Source organism: Allobosea sp. NPDC055353 (assembly GCF_053644975.1).
The window spans coordinates 1,948,759-1,965,265 of the sequence record NZ_JBSHMC010000001.1 but is presented as its reverse complement, the minus strand read 5'-3'; the positions used below and the strand labels follow the sequence as shown (position 1 = coordinate 1,965,265).

The following is a 16,507-nucleotide window of genomic DNA, read 5'->3' as shown; positions in this document are numbered from 1 at the left end:
CGAGACCGAACAGCGTCATTCGCAAGGGTGATCCATGAACATTCCGGCCTCAGACCCCAAATCCGTCACCGGCAAGCCCCTGCCCATCGACGAGAAGGTCGACGTGCTCGTCGTCGGCGGCGGGCCGGCCGGGCTCCAAGCCGCGATCGGGGCCGCGGCGCGCGGGCTCGGCGTCCTGCTGGTCGACGAGAACCCGGTCGCGTTCACGACGATGGGCGACGATGTGCCCCTGCATTTCGGGCAGGGCATGGCGGCGAATGCCCGCAACCGCAACGCCATGATGGAGGCCTTCATCGCCTCCGAACCGCGGATCGAGGAGGCTTTCGAAGCGGGGGTCGACGTCCGCCTCGGGACGGCCTGCTGGGGGCTCTACGCGAACGGGCCGACGCTCGGCTGGATGCCCGGCCTCGTTGCGGGCCTCGCCGACGGAGAGCGCAGCGTACTGGTGCAGGCCCGGCACGTCATCCTCGCCTGCGGCCGGCGCGACATGGGCCTCGGCTTTCCCGGCTGGGAGAAACCGGGGGTGATGGGCGCCACGGCTGCCCTCAATCTGGCGACACGCTACGGCGCCTTCGACCCGCGCAAGGTGGTCGTTCTCGGCTCGAACACGGAAGCGCTGGCCACCGCGATCGCCTTGCGCGAGGCAGGCGTCACGATCGCAGCGATCGTCGAGCAGGCGCCCGAACCGGTGGGCGACGCAGACCTGCTGGCCAGCCTGCGCGAAGGCGGCACGGACATCCTGACCGGCCATGTCGTGCGCGAGGCGACGGGCCGCGACGCGGTCGAGGCGGCAATGGTCGCTGGACTGGACGAAGCCGGCCGGCCGACCGGCGACGAGCGCGCCATCGCCTGCGACGGCATCGTGCTCGCCGTCGGCACCACGCCGGTCGTCGATCTGCTCGATGCGGCCGGCGGCAAGGTATCGTTCCAGGCCGAGCGCGGCGGCTATGCGCCCGTGCTCGATGCCGATCAGCGCACCGGCATCGCGCATGTCCATGCAGTCGGCGACTGCGCCGGTATCTGGCCGGCCAAGACCCGCGACCGCGCGGTCGCCGAGGCGGAGGCCGCGCGCGCCGTGGCGGCGCTGGGTAAAGTTGCGACGGGAAACAAGCCCGAAAGCCCTCCGGCGCCGGCTTACGATATCGGCGGCTATCGCCTGGCCTGGGTGCGGGCAAGTGTGATCGAGGCACGTGCCGAATTCCATGTCTGCCAATGCGAGGAGGTGACGGCCCGGGAGATCCTCGAGGTTCGCCCGCCGCGCTATCTCGACTGGCGGGACGAACGCCGCAACGATCGCTCGCTGTCGGCGCTGCTCGGCGAAGGCCCGCCCAATCCCGACCAGGTCAAGCGGCTGACGCGGGCCGGCATGGGCCCCTGCCAGGGGCGCCGTTGCCGCGAGCAGGTCGCAGGCCTGCTCGCGCTGGGTGCCGCACAACCGCTTTCCGCGATCCCGCTCGCCGGCTACCGCGCCCCGGTCAGGCCGATGCCGCTTTCGATGACCACGCAGGTGCCGGAGGCGCCCGAGCAGGCCGAGCATTGGGACACCTGGTTCGGCATGCACGCGCAGTGGGTGCCGTTCTGGGAAGCCCCGGAGCGCTACACCGTCGCGAGCAACGACGCGACCGGCCCCGTCGCGAGCGAGTGAGAGCCGGCATGAGCGAGATCAAGGGAGCCTCCGTCGTCATCGTCGGCGGCGGCGTCACGGGCCTCTCCGCCGGCTGGTGGCTGGCGCGCGACGGCGTCGACGTGCTGGTGCTGGAGAAGGGCCTGATCGGCTGGGAGGCTTCCGGCCGCAATGGCGGCGGCTGCTCGCACCACCATTCGCCGCTCTTCGCCGAGGAGCAGCGGCTCTGGCCGATCATGGACGAATTGCTCGGCTATCCCACCGAGTTCCGGGGCGAGCGCATCCGCCTCGCCGCCAGCGAACACCAGATGGCGCTCTATGGGCGCGCGCTGCGGAATGCCGAGCGGCAGGGCTTCCAGTCCGCGGTGCTCGACCTCAAGCAGGCCAAGGAGATGGTGCCGCTGGCGGGCGACACCGTCGTCGGCGGCTATCACTACAAGTTCGGTGGCCACGCCAATCCGCACCGCACGCTGCAGGGCTATGCCTGGGCGATGCAGGACCATGGCGGGCGCATTCTCCAGCACACCACCGTCACCGGCTTCCGCAGCGAGGGCGGGCGCGTCACGGCGGTCGAGACCGATCGCGGTCCGATCGGCTGCGACAGCCTCGTGCTCGCGGCCGGCCCGCAGACCGGACGGCTCTCGGCAATGCTCGGACAGGAGGTGCCGGTGCAGTCCGCCCGCTGCGAGATGATCGTGACGGAGCCCCTGCCCCTGATGCCGCTCGGCGGCGTCGACGGCTGCGGCCTCTATGGCCGCCAGACGCTGCGCGGCAACCTCGCCTATGGCGGCGGGCCGCATGAATGGCTGGCCATGGCCGAGGAAGGCACGCCGGCGAAGCCGACCACCCCGCTGATGCTGCACATGGGCAAGCGCCTCGCCGAATTGCTGCCGAAAGCAGCCCATGCCCGCATCATCCGCTCCTGGGCCGGCGTGATCGAGAACACGCCGGACGGCCGCCCGGTGATCGACCGGCTCGATGCACAGACGAACGTCGTGGTCGCGACGCTGTCGAGCGTCGGCTTCGGCCTGTCGCCGGCGAGCGGCCACGCGATCCGCGATCTCGTGCTCGACGGGACCTGCAGCTTCGCCGACATCTCCTCCTTCAAGCTGTCGCGCTTTGCCGCACTGGAGCCGGACTGGCGCGAGCTGCAGGGCTGGCAGGCATCAGCCGCGACGGCCATGCTGAGTGCGTGAAGCCCCGCTCGACGGCCGTTGTCAGCCGCCCTCCCGGAGACGGTCGAGCACCGCGCCCTTGAAGGCAAAACGTTCGGACCTGATATCGATGTCGTAGCTGGCTGCGAACGGAGGCTGGGGCTGGCACGACAGCGTCACGATGACGACGTTGGCCTTGCGGTTCACATAAACCGTCTGCCCGGCGAAACCCACGGCGACCATGGCGCCGTCGGGGTCGATCCACCAGCTGTAGCCGTAGCCATCGGCACCATAGCTGTTGGTCGACGGGTCGAGGGTGAACACGCGCGAACCGGCGTCGTCGAGCCAATTCGGTGGCAGGACGGTCTCGCCGCCGATCACACCGCCATGCAGCAGAAAAAGCCCGAACCGGCCGAAGTCCCGCAGCGCCATGCCCGCACGGCTGCCGCCGATCTCCTGGCCGCCCTCGGACTCAAGCGTGTAGAAGGCATCGAACTCCATACCGAACCGCGACCAGATCTTGCTGGACATGTAATCGGCCAGCGTCCGGCCCGTGGCTGCCGAGAGCAACGCCCCGAGAACATAGGTATCGCCGGTGTTGTAGAGAAACTGCGAGCCCGGCTTGTGCAGGCCGCGCACGCTTCGCATCAGCGCCAGGACCCCTCCCGGGACCTTGTCGCCGAGCGACTTGCTGTAACGATTCACATGGGAATTGCGGTCGGTGTAATCCTCGTTCCAGTCGACGCCCGACGACATGGTGATGAGATTGCGGACGCTGACCGCATCATAGGCGCTGCCGCGCAGCGCCGGCAGATAGAGCGAGACCGCATCGTCGAGGCTCGCGATGGCCCCGTCCTGAAGGGCGGCGCCGACCAGCGTCGTCGTCAACGACTTGATCATCGACATGGATGACCATCGCAGATGCTCCTCCAGGCCCAGCGCATAGCGCTCGAGCCGGATCGCATCGCCCTGCAAGACGAGAAGCCCGGCGACATTGGCCCGATAGATATAATCGTCGATGCCCCGGCGCTCGCCGCCCGTCTCGTATTCGACCGCGATTTCGGCAGCCCGCGCGAGCGGAAAGGCCTGCTGGCCTCGCCGAATGGACCGGGTGGCGAACATGCTGTCGACATTGCGGTAGGCATAGGCCTGCCATGTCGGCGAGAGCAGCAGGAAATCCTCGCCCCGCGGAACGAAGCGACGCGGCTCCGCCTTGTCCGTGCTCATGTCCGGCGCACTCCATAGAACAGCGGCAGGCCCTTCTGCACGCCCGTCAGATTGCTGCGATAGGCGGTCTGCTGGTAGTAAAGACCGGTCGGTGCATAGGGCACCGCCTCGAAGGCGACCCGCTGGATTTCGGCGCAGATCGCGGCCTGGGCCTTTTCGTCCGCGGCCCGGAACCAGTCCATGCGGAGTTCCTCCAGCCGCGGGATATCGGACCAGCCGAAGATGGCGGAGGTGCCGCTCCCACGCAGGAAGTTGTTGCTCGACGGGTTGAGCAGGCCGACGCCGGCGGTGAACGTCCCGACAATGTGCCACCCGCCCTTGTCGGGCGCCTCCCGGTTGTTCGCACGGGCGAGCACCGTGCCCCAATCCATCACCTGCATGTCGATGTTGAAGCCCGCCCGCTTGAGCGCGTCCGTCACCACCTCGCCCTGGGCCTTGAGCGTGGCGATATCGCCCGGCACGAGATAGACGAGAGGCTCTCCCTTGTAGCCGGCCTCCTTCAACGTGCGCTGCACGAAGTCCCGATCCGGCGGCTCCTTCTGCACGTCGAGACCGATCGTGCTGGCCATCGGTGTGCCGGGAAGGAAATACCCGACCTTGTCGCGCCAGTATTTCGGGTCCTCGCCGATGACCGCGGTCATCACGTCCTTCTGGCTGATGGCTGCCAATGCGGCCCGCCGGACGCGCACATCGCTCGTCGGCCCCTGCAGGAAGTTGAAGCGGATCACCCCGGCCGAGCCGAAGGTGTCGATCAGGTCGAGCTTGACGTTGTCCTTGGAGGCGAGCAGGTCCCAGTAATCGGAGGCGGGCTGCTCCCACCAATCGATTTCCCCGGTCTGAAGCGCCGAGGCGGCGGTCGCGACATCCGGCATGACCACCCATTCGACCCTGTCGAAATGAGCGATCTTGGGGCCAGCCAAAGCACTGGTCTGGCCACCCTGACGCGGCACGTAGCCCGCGAATTTTTCATAGGCGAGGCGACTGCCCGGCACCCTCTCCCCGGCAACGAAGCGATAGGGACCGCTGCCGACCATCTCCGTCACCTGGACGGTCGCCTCCGTCAGCGCGAGCCGCTCCGGCATGATGACCGCGTTGTTGGTTCCGAACTTGCCGAGAGCATCCGGCAGCATCGGGAAAGGCGCCTTGAGCCGGAAACGGACAGCCCGGTCCGAAACGGCCGAAAGCTCGTCCGTGAGCGCCGCCAGAACCTGGCCGACATTGTCGCGCTTCCACCACCGTTTCAGGCTGGCGACCACGTCGCGGGCGAGAACCGGCGAGCCGTCATGAAAGCGTAGCCCGTCCCGCAGGGTGAGCGTCCACTGCAACCCGCCCTGCTCGACGAGATGGCCCTCAACCATCTGCGGCTGGGCCCGGTTATGCTCGTCGGCTCCATACAGCGTGTCGAAGATCAGCATCGCGTGGTTTCGCGTGACGTAGGACACGCTCATGATCGGGTCGAGAATCGCGACGTCCGATTGGGGGGCGAATTTGAGGACAGAGGCTCCTTGGGCTCGCACGATGGACGGCATGCTCAGGGTGGACGCCATGCCGGCGAGAAATCCGCGTCTTGTGGCCATTGTCGTTCCCCTCCAGGATTTGCTTGTCGTCATGTCAGCGGCTGCCGCCCGGCGCGCGTGCCGGTTCCGGCAGGTCGAGATCGAGCGGTGCCGAACTGAGCCCTTGCCGTGGGCGTCGAGCGCCAGCGAGCGTGTCACGCCGCCTCCCAGCGCGCCCCTCATGACGAAATTCAGGGCGCCGAGCTCAGCATACCGCGCAGGCTGAGGGCTCAGCGGCGATTAAACAATTGAAATAATTCAATCTCTACAATAGCTTTTGTCTATGGATGTCAGCCTCCGTCAAATCAAGGCTTTCGTGGCCGTCGCGCGATTGAACAGCTTCACGCGCGCGGCAGCGTTGCTGCATGTCGCCCAGCCGACCTTGACGGTGCAGATCCGGAAGCTCGAGGAGGCGCTGTCGGTCCGGCTGTTCGAGCGGACGTCGCGGTCGGTCACCCTGACCCAGACCGGGCGTGACCTGCTGCCGGTTCTCGCGCGTCTGGTCCAGGATCTGGATGGCGTGATCGGCGACGTCCGCAACCAGGGGACCGGCTACCAGGGCCTGGTCAGGATCGCCACGCTGCCGACCGCCGCCGCAGGCGTGTTGCCCCGAGCCATCAAATCGTTCCGCACGGCCCATCCCGGAGCCGATTTCCGCATTCGGGATGTGATCGCACGCCGCATCCTGCCCCTGGTCGAGGCCGAGGAGGTCGATCTCGGGATCACCGGCGGTCCGACGAACACAGGCAATGTCGACGTGCTGCTGGCTTTCGAGGACAGCATGCATGTCGTCTTCCCCCAGGCTCACCCGCTGGCGGAGGCGCAAGCCGTGACGCCTGATCTGCTTCTGCTCTACCCGCTGATCATGATGGACCCCGATACGAGCGTCCGGGCCGTGGTGGAGGCGGGCTTCCACGCCGCCGGCCTGATCCCGACGGCGGCGGGGGAAGCCACGTATATGATGACGGCAGCCGGGATGGTGCAGGCCGGGCTGGGCATCACCTTCCTGCCTTCCTCGGCAAAGGAGATCGATGCATTTCCAAACCTGCGCTCGCGCCCGATAGAGGCTGTCGGCTTCGTCAGGCAGATCAGCCTCGTCAAGAAAAGCGGCAGGCCGCTGCCTTCGCTTCCGGCCCTGTTCGCGCGCCATCTGCGCGAGATGATCGGTGCCTGATCGCGAGCGTCGCAAGAGCCGTCACCCCAACGGCACCCGGCCAGTGTCGCAACGGGCGATCGCTCATCAAGGCAGCTTGGCCGCCTCGGCGCGAAGCGCGACGACCCGAGACTGGATCAGCACGACCTACCGCGAGGCGGTCGAAAGCAGCGCGCGCGGCGCCGACGTCAGGCGTCGCCCACCGCCCGCCTCCACGACAACGGTCTCGCTGAAGCCCAGGCCACCTGCCGACACATACATGTGAAAGACCATGCCTTCCTCCAGCTGCCAGCGCGCGTTCGGCAGGAAGACGCGGGAGAAGTCGCTGGTGCGCGGCGTGCGGCCATAGAGGCCGAGCGCATATCCGGTGACGTTGTCGTAGACCGGGCGCAGGCCCTCCACGAGCACGGCGCCGCGCAGGATCGCATCGACCTCGCAGGCCAGGGCGCCCGGCCGCATCGCCGCAATCTGCCGATCCTGCAAGGCGACGAGACGCGCGGCGAGCGGCGACAGCCCGCGCCGGTCCGCCCCGATCAGCACCGGCCGCATCAGCCGCGCGCCGTAGTTGCGACGCTTCGGGATCAGCTCGACATGCAGGATGTCGCCATCGGCCAGCGGCTGGGCCGTCATCACGCCATGAAGGAATTCGTGATCGCCGACGCCCGGCACGATCGGGCCGGTCTCGCCGGTATCGGCTCCGTTCTCCAGGAAACAGGCGGCCGCGACCGCAGCCGCGGCACGCGGCGAGATTCCCGGCAGCGCCTTCGCGACAATGGCCGCCATCGCCTTGTCGGCGATTGCCGCCGCCTCTGCGATCAGGGCGATCTCGGCCGGCGACTTCACCGCCCGCAACAGGTCGCTCGCACGCGGCAGGTCGACGAAGCGCGCATCGGGCAGGAGCGCGGCAAGGCGCTCGCGCGTCGCCGCGGTGAAACCGTAGGAGGCGTGGTCGGCGCCGATCCGAGCCTGCGCGAAACCGCGCCGGCGGATCTCGTCGGCCATGGCCTGATGCGGCTCCGATGTATCCGCGAAGCCGACGATATCCCCGAACCAGCAGGCATCCCGGCACGGGCCGGCGTCGAGTTCGCGCAGCACGAACCAGGGCTCGCCCTCCCTTGGCAGGAAGGCGGCCCGGTACATCGTCTCGGAGACCGTGTAGCCGGTCAGCCATGCCAGGAACTCGGCATGGTCGACGAGCAGCAGTTCGGCGCCCGCCTCCGTCATCGCCGCACGGGCCTTGGCGACCCGCCCTGCGAATTCCTCAGGCGGGAAAAGCGGGCTCACGCCACCTCGCAGATGTCGAGGATGGTCAGCAGGTAGATGCGGACCATGTCGAGGAAGTCGCGGATATCGACGCGCTCGTCGGGCATGGTGTTGTAGCGCCCGCCCGGCCCGCAGACGATGCCCTCCATCCCGGCCTCGGCATAGAGATGGCCGGCATCGGTGCCGAAGAAGCCCGGCGGCTTGATCGCGCCGGTCGGCTGCTTCTCGCCGCGCACCGCCTCGTAGGCCGCGTTGACGGTCTTGACGATGCGGGCGTCCTTGGCGACCTCGAAGGCCGGCATCGACTGGTGTCCTTCCTTCTTCTCGACGCGAATGGAGGTCTTCAGTCCCGGGAAGCGCTGCTCCAGCCCGGAGAGTTCGCGCTGCATGTCGGCGAGCGCGCCCTCCTGCGTCTGCCCGGGCGCGAAGCGGCCTGAGCCCTTGAGCTTGCAGTAATCCGCCACCTGCGGCGCGCGCCATTCATGCAATTCCTTGCCGAGCGCGCCGTGGACGACGCCGACATGGACGCGGTTGATCGATTCATGCTCGGCCGACGGCGCGCCCGAGAACGTCATGGCGTTGAGCCGCGGAATCAGGTCGCAGGCTGCCATGATCGCGTCGACCGCCTGCTCGCGCTTGGAGAGATGGCGGGTGTTGCCGGTGAGTTCGATGATGAAGGAGAAGGCGCAGGCATGCATGGTCACGGCCTGCAGGTCGGTCGGTTCGCTGTTGACGAAGTAGTCGGCGCGGATGCCGTTGCGGATCGCCGCGACCGTGCCGACGCCGCCCTGCAATTCGCCGACGACGAAGGTCAGGATCACGTCGCCCTTCAGCTTCACGCCGGCGTCGATCAGCGTCTTGACCGCACAGTAATAGGCTGCGTCGCCCGCCTTCATGTTGGAGACGCCGATGCCGTAGATGAATTCGTCGTCGACCACGCCGCCCCAGGGATCGACGGTCCAGCCCTCGGTCGCCGGATTGGTGTCGAGATGGCCGTTGAACAGCAGGCTCTTGCCCCCGCCCGTGCCCTTCCAGCGGCCGATGGCGTTGGCGCGCCGGCCCTCGTCGAAGGCTTGCGCCTCCGCCTCGATCCCCATCGCCTTCATCTGGCCGACGACATGGTGGACGAGCGCCTTCTCGCCCTCGGTCTCCGAATAGCTCTTGTGCTTCACCCAGTCGGAAAGGAGCGCGAGACAGGCTTTTTCGTCAAGCGAATGGATCAGGTCGCGGGGATTCATGCTATGGCCTCGAATGTCAGGCGGCCGTGGCCGGGGCGGGCACGGCTTCGAGCAGGGATCGGGTGTAGGGGTGAAGAGGACCGGTCGAGAGCGCCGCGATATCGACGAGGTCGACGAGGTCGCCGCGATACATCACCGCGATCCGGTGGGCGATCTGGCGCACCAGATTGAGATCGTGGGTGATGAACAGATAGGCCGTGCCGAAGCGCTTCTGGAGATCGACCAGAAGCTCGACGACCGAGGCCTGCACCGAGACGTCGAGCGCAGAGGTGATCTCGTCGCAGATCACGAGCCTGGGCTTCGAGGCGAAGGCGCGCGCAATGGCGACGCGCTGCTTCTCGCCGCCGGACAACTGATGCGGATAACGTTCGGCATAGGAGGCAGGCAGCCTGACCTGCTCGAGCAATTCACCGATCGCAGCCGCGTCCCGGCGAGCGCCCGGCTCGCCATAGAGCGCGAGCGGCCGTGACAGGATCTCGCGGATGCGCTGGCGCGGGTTGAGCGAGGAATCCGGGTGCTGGAAGATGATCTGGACATCGCGGCGATAGGCCCGGTCCATATCGCCGAGGCCGGTGATCCGGCGGCCGCCGAAGCGGATTTCGCCCTCGAAGCGATTGAGGCCCGTCATCGCCCTGGCGAGCGTCGACTTGCCTGAGCCAGACTCGCCGACGATGCCGAGGATTTCTCCGGGCATCACCGAGAGGCTGACCTCGCGATTGCCGGTGAACTGCGTGTTCGCCCGCCCGAGCAGGCTGCCGAGGAAGGGCTTGCGGCCATAGAGCACGCTGACCTTCTCGACCTCGACCAGCGGCTTCGTTGCTTCGGGCGCGCTCGTCTCGACCAGCCGGCGGTCCGGCCGCGGCACGGCGGCGAGCAGCTTGCGGGTGTAGGTATCCTGCGGCCGGGCAAAGACGTCACCGAGCCCGCCCTCCTCGACGATCCTGCCGCGATGGATCACCGCGACCTTCGTGGCGATCTGCGAGACCAGCGCGAGGTCATGCGAGATGTAGAGCGAGGCGACGCCGGTCTCGGCCTGCAGCTCCTTGAAGAGGTCGAGAATCTGCCTTGCCGTGATGACGTCGAGCGCCGTCGTCGGCTCGTCGAAGATGATGCATTCCGGCTGGCAGGCAAAGGCGGTGGCGATGACCACGCGCTGCTTCTCGCCACCCGACGCCTCATGGGGGTAACGCCGCATCATCTGCTTCGGGATTTTCAAGCCGACACGCGCGAGCCGTTCCTCACCCTCGGCCCAGGCCTGCTTCCGCGTCAGGCCGCGATGGCGCACCAGCACTTCGGCGAGCTGCTCGCCGAGCGGCAGGGTCGGATTGAGCGAGGTGCTCGGGTCCTGGAAGACCATGCCGATGCGCTTGCCGCGGATCGCCTCGATCTCGGTCTCCGGGGCCTTCAGCAGATCCTGCCCGGTCAGGCGGATGGCGCCCGTCTCGCGCGCGCTCGCCGGCAGGTAGCGCATGATCGCCCAGGCAAGCGAGGTCTTGCCCGAGCCGGATTCGCCGACGAGGCCGAGCACCTCGCCCTTGGCGACCTGGAGCGTCACATCGTCGAGGGCGCGCATGAAGCCGGTTGGCGTCGCGTAGTCGAGACCGTAGCCGGCGATGTCGAGGATCGTGCTCATCGCTCAGGTCCTCGGGTTCAGTGCGTCGCGCAGGCCGTCGCCGAGCAGATTGAAGCCGATCGCGACCAGCGCGATGGCAAGGCTCGGCCACAGGATCATCCAGGCGCTCAGATGCATGAAGCGGCGCGCCTCCGAGACCATCAGCCCCCATTCGGACGCCGGCGGCTGCGCGCCCAGGCCGAGGAAGGACAGCGTCGCGAACAACATCACCGCGAAGGCGACGCGGATCGTCATCTCGACGATGATCGGCGCCACCACGTTCGGCAGCATCTCGCGCCCGACGATGAAGGCCGCGCTCTCGCCGCGGGCCACCGCGGCATTGACGTAATCCTGCTTGCGCACGGACAGCGCGACCGAGCGCGTCACCCGCGCCATGCCCGGCGCGAAGGCGAGCGCGATGGCGAGCAGCGCGTTGAGGCTGCTCTTGCCGAGCAGGTTCACGATCAGGAGCGCCAGCAGCAGGCTCGGGATCGACATGATCGCGTCGACCGTGCGCATGATCGCCTCGTCGCTGCGCCCACCGAGGAAGGCGGAGACGGTGCCAATCACGGCGCCGACCAGCGTGCCGAGCGCCGTCGCCAGCACCGCCATCACGACGGTGGCGCGTGCGCCGTGCAGCAGCCGGCTGAGGATGTCGCGGCCATACTGATCGGTACCGAGCCAGAACTGCGCGCTCGGCGGCTTGTAGCGCATCAGCGGCGCCATCTTCTCCGGGTCCTGCGGCGCGACCCAGGGTCCGGCGATCACGACGAGCAGGATCAGCCCGACGATCAGGAGGCCGAGCGCGCCCTGCGGCGAGCGCAGCATGCGCCTGAGGATCTCAATCATACTGGATCCTCCGGTCGAGCCAGGCGTAGGCGATGTCGGCAAGGAAATTGGCGACGGCATAGGTCGTCGCCATGATCAGCGCGCCTGCCTGGATCGAAGGCAGGTCGCGCGCCTGGATCGCGACGATGAGCTGGCGGCCGATCCCCGGCAGGGCGAAGATCTCCTCGACCACGATGACGCCGCCAAGCAGATAGCCGACATCGAGCGCGACGATGGTGATCGTCGGCAGCAGCGCGTTGCGCAGGCCATGCTTGAACAGCACCTGCCGCTTCGACAGCCCTTTCAGGCGTGCGGCGCGGATATAATCGGAGTGCAGCACGTCGATGAGCTCGGAGCGCACCATGCGCGAGACATGCGCGATCAGGATCATCGACACCGTCAGCACCGGCAGGACGAGATGCTTCAAGCCGCGCAACGGGTCCTCCGTCAGCGGCACGTAGCCCGTCGCCGGCAGCCATTGCAGCCAGTCGGCCAGAACGAGCACGACCAGCGTCGCCGTGACGAATTCCGGTACGGAAACGCCGACATAGGACAGGAAGCTGACGCCGAGATCGGCCGCCCTGCCCCTTCTCACCGCCGCGACGATGCCGAGCGGGATCGCGACCGCCAGCATCAGCAGGATCGAGAACAGGGCGAGCAGCAGCGAGCGGCCAAGCGCCTCGATCATCGCCGGCGCGACCGGCTGGCCGGTGCGCATCGAAACGCCGAAATCGCCGCGGACGACGCCGCCGAGCCAGTGCAGATATTGCATCCAGATCGGGTCGTTCAGCCCCATCTTGGTTCGCAGCGCCGCCAGCGCATCAGGCGTCGCGTTCTCGCCCAGCATCATGACGGCGGCGTCCGCCGGCAGGACCTGGGTGATCGCGAAGACGATCAGCGACACGACAAGGAGCGTGTAGCCGATCAGCAGGATCCGCTTGAGGATATAGGCCGGCGACACGCTGGCTCGCCCCGCTTGCTCAGCTACGCTTCGGCGCGTTGGCGCCGAGCGAGACATGGTCGAGCCGGAACACCGCGCCGCGCGGGTGAAGCTGATAGCCCTCAACCCATTCGCGCTGGGCGCCGAGCAGGTCGAAGAAGGCCGGGATGATCGAGGGCACCTCGGCATTCATCAGCTTCTGCGCCTCGGCATAGAGCGCGCGGCGCTTGGTCTCGTCGACGGTCGCCCGTGCCTCGAAGACGACCTTGTCGAAGGCCGCATTGTTCCAGCGCGTCTCGTTCCAGGCTGCGTTCGAGGTGTAGAGCAGCGAGAAGATGGCGTCGGCCGTCGCCTGCATGTTGTAGAAGCCGACATAGAAGGAGCCCTTCTTCCAGACCTGATCGAGATAGGTCGCGTGCGGCATGGTCTCGACCTTGATGTCGAAGCCGGCGGGCTTGGCCATTTCGCGCAGCGCGACCGCGAGCTGGGTGCGCTGGCCCGGCCGGTCGGAGGCGATCAGCGTCGCCTCGAGCCCCTTCGGATAGCCGGCTTCCGCAAGCAGCGCCTTGGCCTTGGCGATGTCGGCCTTTTTCGCCGGCAGATCGGCATAGAAGCGATAGGCCGGGTTGAGCGGCGTATCGTTGCCGGGCGAGCCGAAGCCCTCGGTGACGAAATCGACCATGGCAGCGCGGTCGACGGTGAGAGCCAGCGCCTGGCGCACGCGCACATCGTTGAAGGGCTTCTGGTCGCAGCCGAAATTGACGTTGCAGAACTGGCCCGACGGCACGCGCAGCGCCTTGACGCCGCTCGCCTTCTGCAACCGGCCGAATTCGGTCGGCGGGGTCGTGCTGATCAGGTCGGTATCGCCCGCGATCAGCGCGGACGCCTCGGCGCTGACATCCGGGAAGACGAGAATCTCGATCCGGTCGAGATAAGGCCGGGCCTTGTCGTAATAGGCATCGTTGCGGGCGACGACGATCTGCCGCTCCGGCTCGAAGGAGACGAGCTTGAACGGGCCCGTGCCGACGGCTTCGCGGTCGAGCTTCTGGAGACCGCCCTTGATGACCGCGGCCGGCACGATCTTGGCGTTGGTGTAGGCGAGCGTCACCGGCAGGTCGGCGAAGGGTGCCGAGAGGCTGAAGACGACGGTCGTGTCGTCCTTGGCCACGACCTTGGCGATCGGGCCGACATTCTGGCGGGCCGGCGAAGCGGTCTTGGCGTCGAGGATCGCCTCGAAGGTCGCGACGACATCGGCCGCCGTGCAGGGCGAGCCGTCATGGAAGCTCAGGCCCTTGCGCAGGGCGAAGGTCCACTCGGTCAGGTCGGCGGAATTCGTCCAGGATTCAGCGAGATCGGGCTCGGCGCTCATGTCGGGCTTGAGCCGGGTCAGGTTGGAGTAGAGCAGCTCGGCGACGAGATATTCCGGGTTCACGCGGGTGACGAGCGGATTGAGCTTGGAAACCGCCTGGTCGACGCTGACGCGCAGCGTGCCGCCCCGGCGCGGCGTCTGCGCGAAGGCCGGAACGCCGGACATGGCGAGGCCGCTGAGAGCGGCGGAAGCGGCGAGGAAATCGCGACGATGGATGCTCGGCATGGAACGCTCCTTCAGCTCTTGGGGGATCGATCGGGGTTGATGTCGGGCCTGAAATCGGCGGCGAGATAGGACAGCACCGCCTGCGCCAGCGAGACGATGTCCGGCACCGTGGTGTATTCGCCGGGCGAATGGATGTTGCGGTCGGGCCGGCCGAGCCCGCCGAGCAGCACTTCCTGCCGGCCGGTCGCGCGCTGGACCCAGCCGAAATCGGAGCAGCTCGCTGCCCCCCATTTGCGGAAGTCCTCCGGCGCATAGCCAAAACCCTGCCCCATCGCGGCCTGCCAGCGCGGCCAGTGCGGCCCGGCCGGGTCGGCGGTCGGCATCAGATGCCCGACCAGCGCCGTCTCGACGGAAAGGCCCGGCACGGCGGCGGTGCTGCGGCGGATCACCGCCTCGATCTCGGCCAGCGCATCCTCGAAGCGCTCCTCCGGGGCATAGCGCCGGTTCAGCGTCAGCTCGACGAGGGCCGGAACCTGGCCGCCGGCCGTGCCGCCCTGGATCGCGGCGAGGTTGAGCTGCGCCGCCAGCGCCGGCTTGCCGGGCGGCGGCGGCAGGGCCGAGATCCGGGTCGCGATCTGCGCCTTCAGCTCCGTCAGCGCATTGAGCAGCGGCAGCGCCCCGTCGATCGCATTGAGGCCGGAGCCCTTGCGGTTGCCTTCGCCGGCATGGACGGCCTGGCCATGGATGCGGACGAGGAGGTTGAACAGGCCGAAGCAGCCGGCCCAGACCCGCGCCTCGGCGCTGCCGTTGAAGTTGAGGATGTGCTCCGGGAGGCGGCCCTGCTCGGCGAGGTAGCGGATGCCGGGATAGAGGCCGCCTTCCTCGTCGGTGCAGAACAGCAGCATCGGATCATAGGCGAGTTCGACACCGCAGGTCCGGGCCGCGCGCAACGCCAGCAGGATCGCGGCGACGCAACCCTTCATGTCGGCCGCGCCCAGGCCGATCAGCCGATCGCCGTCGCGCTCCATGCGCAGCGGATCGGTTTCCCAGCCCGCCGCAGCCGGCACGGTGTCGACGTGGAAATAAAGGCCGCAGATCGGCCGCCCGCTCAGACGGCTGGCGATCAGATTCGTGCGCGGGCCTGCTGCCGGTCCATTCGGCACTTTCCACAGGCTCTCGGGCACCATGACCCGTTCGGCCTCGAAGCCGAGCGGGGCGACGAGTTCCTCCATCAGCCCGGCGAAATCATCATAGCCCAGGCCGGGCGGGAACGAGGTGTCGACCGCGATCATCCGGCCGAGCCCGGCAACGGCATCGTCCACATTGGCGGCAATCCAGCCGCAGGCCTCGGCCAGCGCCGTCTCGTTTCGCCGGAGGGATGCGGGCTCGACCATCGTTCAGCCCAACGACGCCGCGCTTGTCCGGCGCCCGTACGATCTGCGATGGAGCGATCGAAATGCCGCTTCTGGCAATGCCATTTGCGGTCCCTTCTCTTTCATATAAACTATATAGAAATAGGACTCAGCGGCATGCCCCCTGTCAATGCCAAAAATGCGACGGCCGTTGCGGTCGGAACGGGCAGCGCTGCCAGAGCCGCGGCGCCGGCCCTGCCGAATTTCGGCGCCGGCGAAGCCGCACCGCTCTACGAGCGCGTGAAGCGACACATGTCGGAAGCGATCCTGGTCGGCGAATGGCAGCCGGGGATGGTTCTTCCCAGCGAAACGTCCCTCGCCCAGAGCTTCGGTATCGCCGTCGGCACGGTGCGCCGCGCGATGAGCGATCTGGTGGCGGAGGGGCTGCTGACGCGCCGCCGCAAGACCGGCACGGTCGTGACCGGCCGGACGCCGCATCACAGCCTGCGCTTCTTCTTCCAGTATTTCCGCCTGCACCGGGCCGATGGCAGCCTTGTGCGCTCGACCAGCCGTTTCCTGAGCGTCGAGGCCCTGCCTGCCACGCCGGCACAGGCGGAGGCGCTGCAGATCAGGGCCGGAGGCGTGATCAGGATTCGCCGCATTCGCCATGTCGATGGCCGCCCGGTGATGCACGACAGGATGATCCTGGCACAGGAACGGCTGCCGGACTGGCCGTGCGGCACCACCGACCTGCCGCCCCTGCTCTATCTCCACCTGCTGGAACGCTACGGTATCCGGATTTCCGCGGTTCGCGAACAGATCACCGCCGATCTCGCCGATGACGAGGATATCGCGCTGCTCGAGCTCGGCGGGCGCGAAGCCGTGCTGACGATCGACGAGGTCGCCTACGATCAGGCGGGCGTGCCCACGATCCTCGGATGGCATCGCGCGACGACAGCCGCTCACGCCTATGTCAACGAAGTCAGATAGGCCCGCGCCCCATCCGGGCATGGGCCCGGCGCCAGC

13 protein-coding genes and 1 pseudogene are annotated in these 16,507 nt (G+C 67.7%); 4 read left to right on the top strand and 10 right to left on the bottom strand.

Features of this window, described 5'->3' with window-relative positions:
* The first annotated feature begins 34 nt into the window (after positions 1 to 34).
* Positions 35 to 1,645, top strand: a complete 1,611-nt coding sequence (locus ACWIEX_RS09055) for an FAD-dependent oxidoreductase (RefSeq protein ID WP_454032726.1) — start codon at positions 35 to 37, stop codon at positions 1,643 to 1,645.
* Positions 1,646 to 1,653: 8 nt separating this feature from the next.
* Positions 1,654 to 2,820, top strand: a complete 1,167-nt coding sequence (locus ACWIEX_RS09050) for an NAD(P)/FAD-dependent oxidoreductase (RefSeq protein WP_454032725.1) — start codon at positions 1,654 to 1,656, stop codon at positions 2,818 to 2,820.
* A gap of 21 nt (positions 2,821 to 2,841) precedes the next feature.
* Here the strand turns inward: ACWIEX_RS09050 and ACWIEX_RS09045 are convergent, their stop codons facing one another.
* The 3 genes and pseudogenes from ACWIEX_RS09045 to ACWIEX_RS09035 form a co-directional block, all read right to left on the bottom strand.
* Positions 2,842 to 4,005 carry a serine hydrolase domain-containing protein gene (locus ACWIEX_RS09045; protein ID WP_454032724.1) on the bottom strand — a complete coding sequence of 388 codons (1,164 nt, stop codon included), beginning with the start codon at positions 4,003 to 4,005 and terminating at the stop codon, positions 2,842 to 2,844.
* Complete coding sequence (locus ACWIEX_RS09040) at positions 4,002 to 5,582, bottom strand: ABC transporter substrate-binding protein (RefSeq protein ID WP_454032723.1); 1,581 nt, start codon at positions 5,580 to 5,582, stop codon at positions 4,002 to 4,004. The genes ACWIEX_RS09045 and ACWIEX_RS09040 overlap by 4 nt, the downstream gene beginning before the upstream one ends.
* 111 nt (positions 5,583 to 5,693) lie before the next feature.
* Positions 5,694 to 5,795: pseudogene (locus tag ACWIEX_RS09035) on the bottom strand (AtuA-related protein); the annotation flags it as partial.
* Positions 5,796 to 5,844: 49 nt separating this feature from the next.
* On the opposite strand from ACWIEX_RS09035, the gene ACWIEX_RS09030 reads away from it, so the two are divergent.
* On the top strand, positions 5,845 to 6,735 hold the full coding sequence (locus ACWIEX_RS09030) for a LysR family transcriptional regulator (protein WP_454032722.1): 891 nt from the start codon (positions 5,845 to 5,847) through the stop codon (positions 6,733 to 6,735).
* Between the two features lie 126 nt (positions 6,736 to 6,861).
* On the opposite strand, the gene ACWIEX_RS09025 is transcribed toward ACWIEX_RS09030, so the two are convergent.
* Genes ACWIEX_RS09025 through ACWIEX_RS08995 form a run of 7 tightly spaced genes read right to left on the bottom strand, consistent with a single transcriptional unit; the run spans position 6,862 to position 15,523 of the window.
* Positions 6,862 to 7,998, bottom strand: coding sequence for a M24 family metallopeptidase (locus ACWIEX_RS09025; protein ID WP_454032721.1), 1,137 nt, complete (start codon positions 7,996 to 7,998; stop codon positions 6,862 to 6,864).
* Positions 7,995 to 9,215 (bottom strand): M20 family metallopeptidase, encoded by a 1,221-nt coding sequence (locus ACWIEX_RS09020; protein WP_113585843.1) that lies wholly within the window; start codon positions 9,213 to 9,215, stop codon positions 7,995 to 7,997. Before ACWIEX_RS09020 ends, ACWIEX_RS09025 begins: the two co-directional genes overlap by 4 nt.
* Positions 9,216 to 9,231: 16 nt before the next feature.
* Entirely contained in the window at positions 9,232 to 10,848 is a 1,617-nt protein-coding gene (locus tag ACWIEX_RS09015; RefSeq protein WP_454032720.1) for a dipeptide ABC transporter ATP-binding protein, read from the bottom strand.
* A gap of 3 nt (positions 10,849 to 10,851) precedes the next feature.
* Positions 10,852 to 11,676 carry an ABC transporter permease gene (locus ACWIEX_RS09010; RefSeq protein WP_061963484.1) on the bottom strand — a complete coding sequence of 275 codons (825 nt, stop codon included), beginning with the start codon at positions 11,674 to 11,676 and terminating at the stop codon, positions 10,852 to 10,854.
* Complete coding sequence (locus tag ACWIEX_RS09005; protein WP_454032719.1) at positions 11,669 to 12,616, bottom strand: ABC transporter permease; 948 nt, start codon at positions 12,614 to 12,616, stop codon at positions 11,669 to 11,671. Before ACWIEX_RS09005 ends, ACWIEX_RS09010 begins: the two co-directional genes overlap by 8 nt.
* A 19-nt stretch (positions 12,617 to 12,635) precedes the next feature.
* Positions 12,636 to 14,189 carry an ABC transporter substrate-binding protein gene (locus ACWIEX_RS09000; protein ID WP_454032718.1) on the bottom strand — a complete coding sequence of 518 codons (1,554 nt, stop codon included), beginning with the start codon at positions 14,187 to 14,189 and terminating at the stop codon, positions 12,636 to 12,638.
* An 11-nt stretch (positions 14,190 to 14,200) separates the two neighbouring features.
* Entirely contained in the window at positions 14,201 to 15,523 is a 1,323-nt protein-coding gene (locus ACWIEX_RS08995; protein ID WP_454032717.1) for a M20 family metallopeptidase, read from the bottom strand.
* Positions 15,524 to 15,658: 135 nt separating this feature from the next.
* Here ACWIEX_RS08995 and ACWIEX_RS08990 point away from each other — a divergent pair, with 135 nt between their 5' ends.
* Entirely contained in the window at positions 15,659 to 16,471 is an 813-nt protein-coding gene (locus ACWIEX_RS08990; RefSeq protein WP_454032716.1) for a GntR family transcriptional regulator, read from the top strand.
* The last annotated feature ends 36 nt before the right edge of the window (positions 16,472 to 16,507 follow it).

Coding starts and splice junctions, on each gene's coding strand:
- ACWIEX_RS09010 (WP_061963484.1), bottom strand. CDS start 11,676: ATGATTGAGATCCTCAGGCGCATGCTGCGCTCGCCGCAGGGCGCGCTC.
- ACWIEX_RS08990 (WP_454032716.1), top strand. CDS start 15,659: ATGCCCCCTGTCAATGCCAAAAATGCGACGGCCGTTGCGGTCGGAACG.
- ACWIEX_RS09040 (WP_454032723.1), bottom strand. CDS start 5,582: ATGGCCACAAGACGCGGATTTCTCGCCGGCATGGCGTCCACCCTGAGC.
- ACWIEX_RS09030 (WP_454032722.1), top strand. CDS start 5,845: ATGGATGTCAGCCTCCGTCAAATCAAGGCTTTCGTGGCCGTCGCGCGA.
- ACWIEX_RS08995 (WP_454032717.1), bottom strand. CDS start 15,523: ATGGTCGAGCCCGCATCCCTCCGGCGAAACGAGACGGCGCTGGCCGAG.
- ACWIEX_RS09045 (WP_454032724.1), bottom strand. CDS start 4,005: ATGAGCACGGACAAGGCGGAGCCGCGTCGCTTCGTTCCGCGGGGCGAG.
- ACWIEX_RS09050 (WP_454032725.1), top strand. CDS start 1,654: ATGAGCGAGATCAAGGGAGCCTCCGTCGTCATCGTCGGCGGCGGCGTC.
- ACWIEX_RS09055 (WP_454032726.1), top strand. CDS start 35: ATGAACATTCCGGCCTCAGACCCCAAATCCGTCACCGGCAAGCCCCTG.
- ACWIEX_RS09000 (WP_454032718.1), bottom strand. CDS start 14,189: ATGCCGAGCATCCATCGTCGCGATTTCCTCGCCGCTTCCGCCGCTCTC.
- ACWIEX_RS09020 (WP_113585843.1), bottom strand. CDS start 9,215: ATGAATCCCCGCGACCTGATCCATTCGCTTGACGAAAAAGCCTGTCTC.
- ACWIEX_RS09015 (WP_454032720.1), bottom strand. CDS start 10,848: ATGAGCACGATCCTCGACATCGCCGGCTACGGTCTCGACTACGCGACG.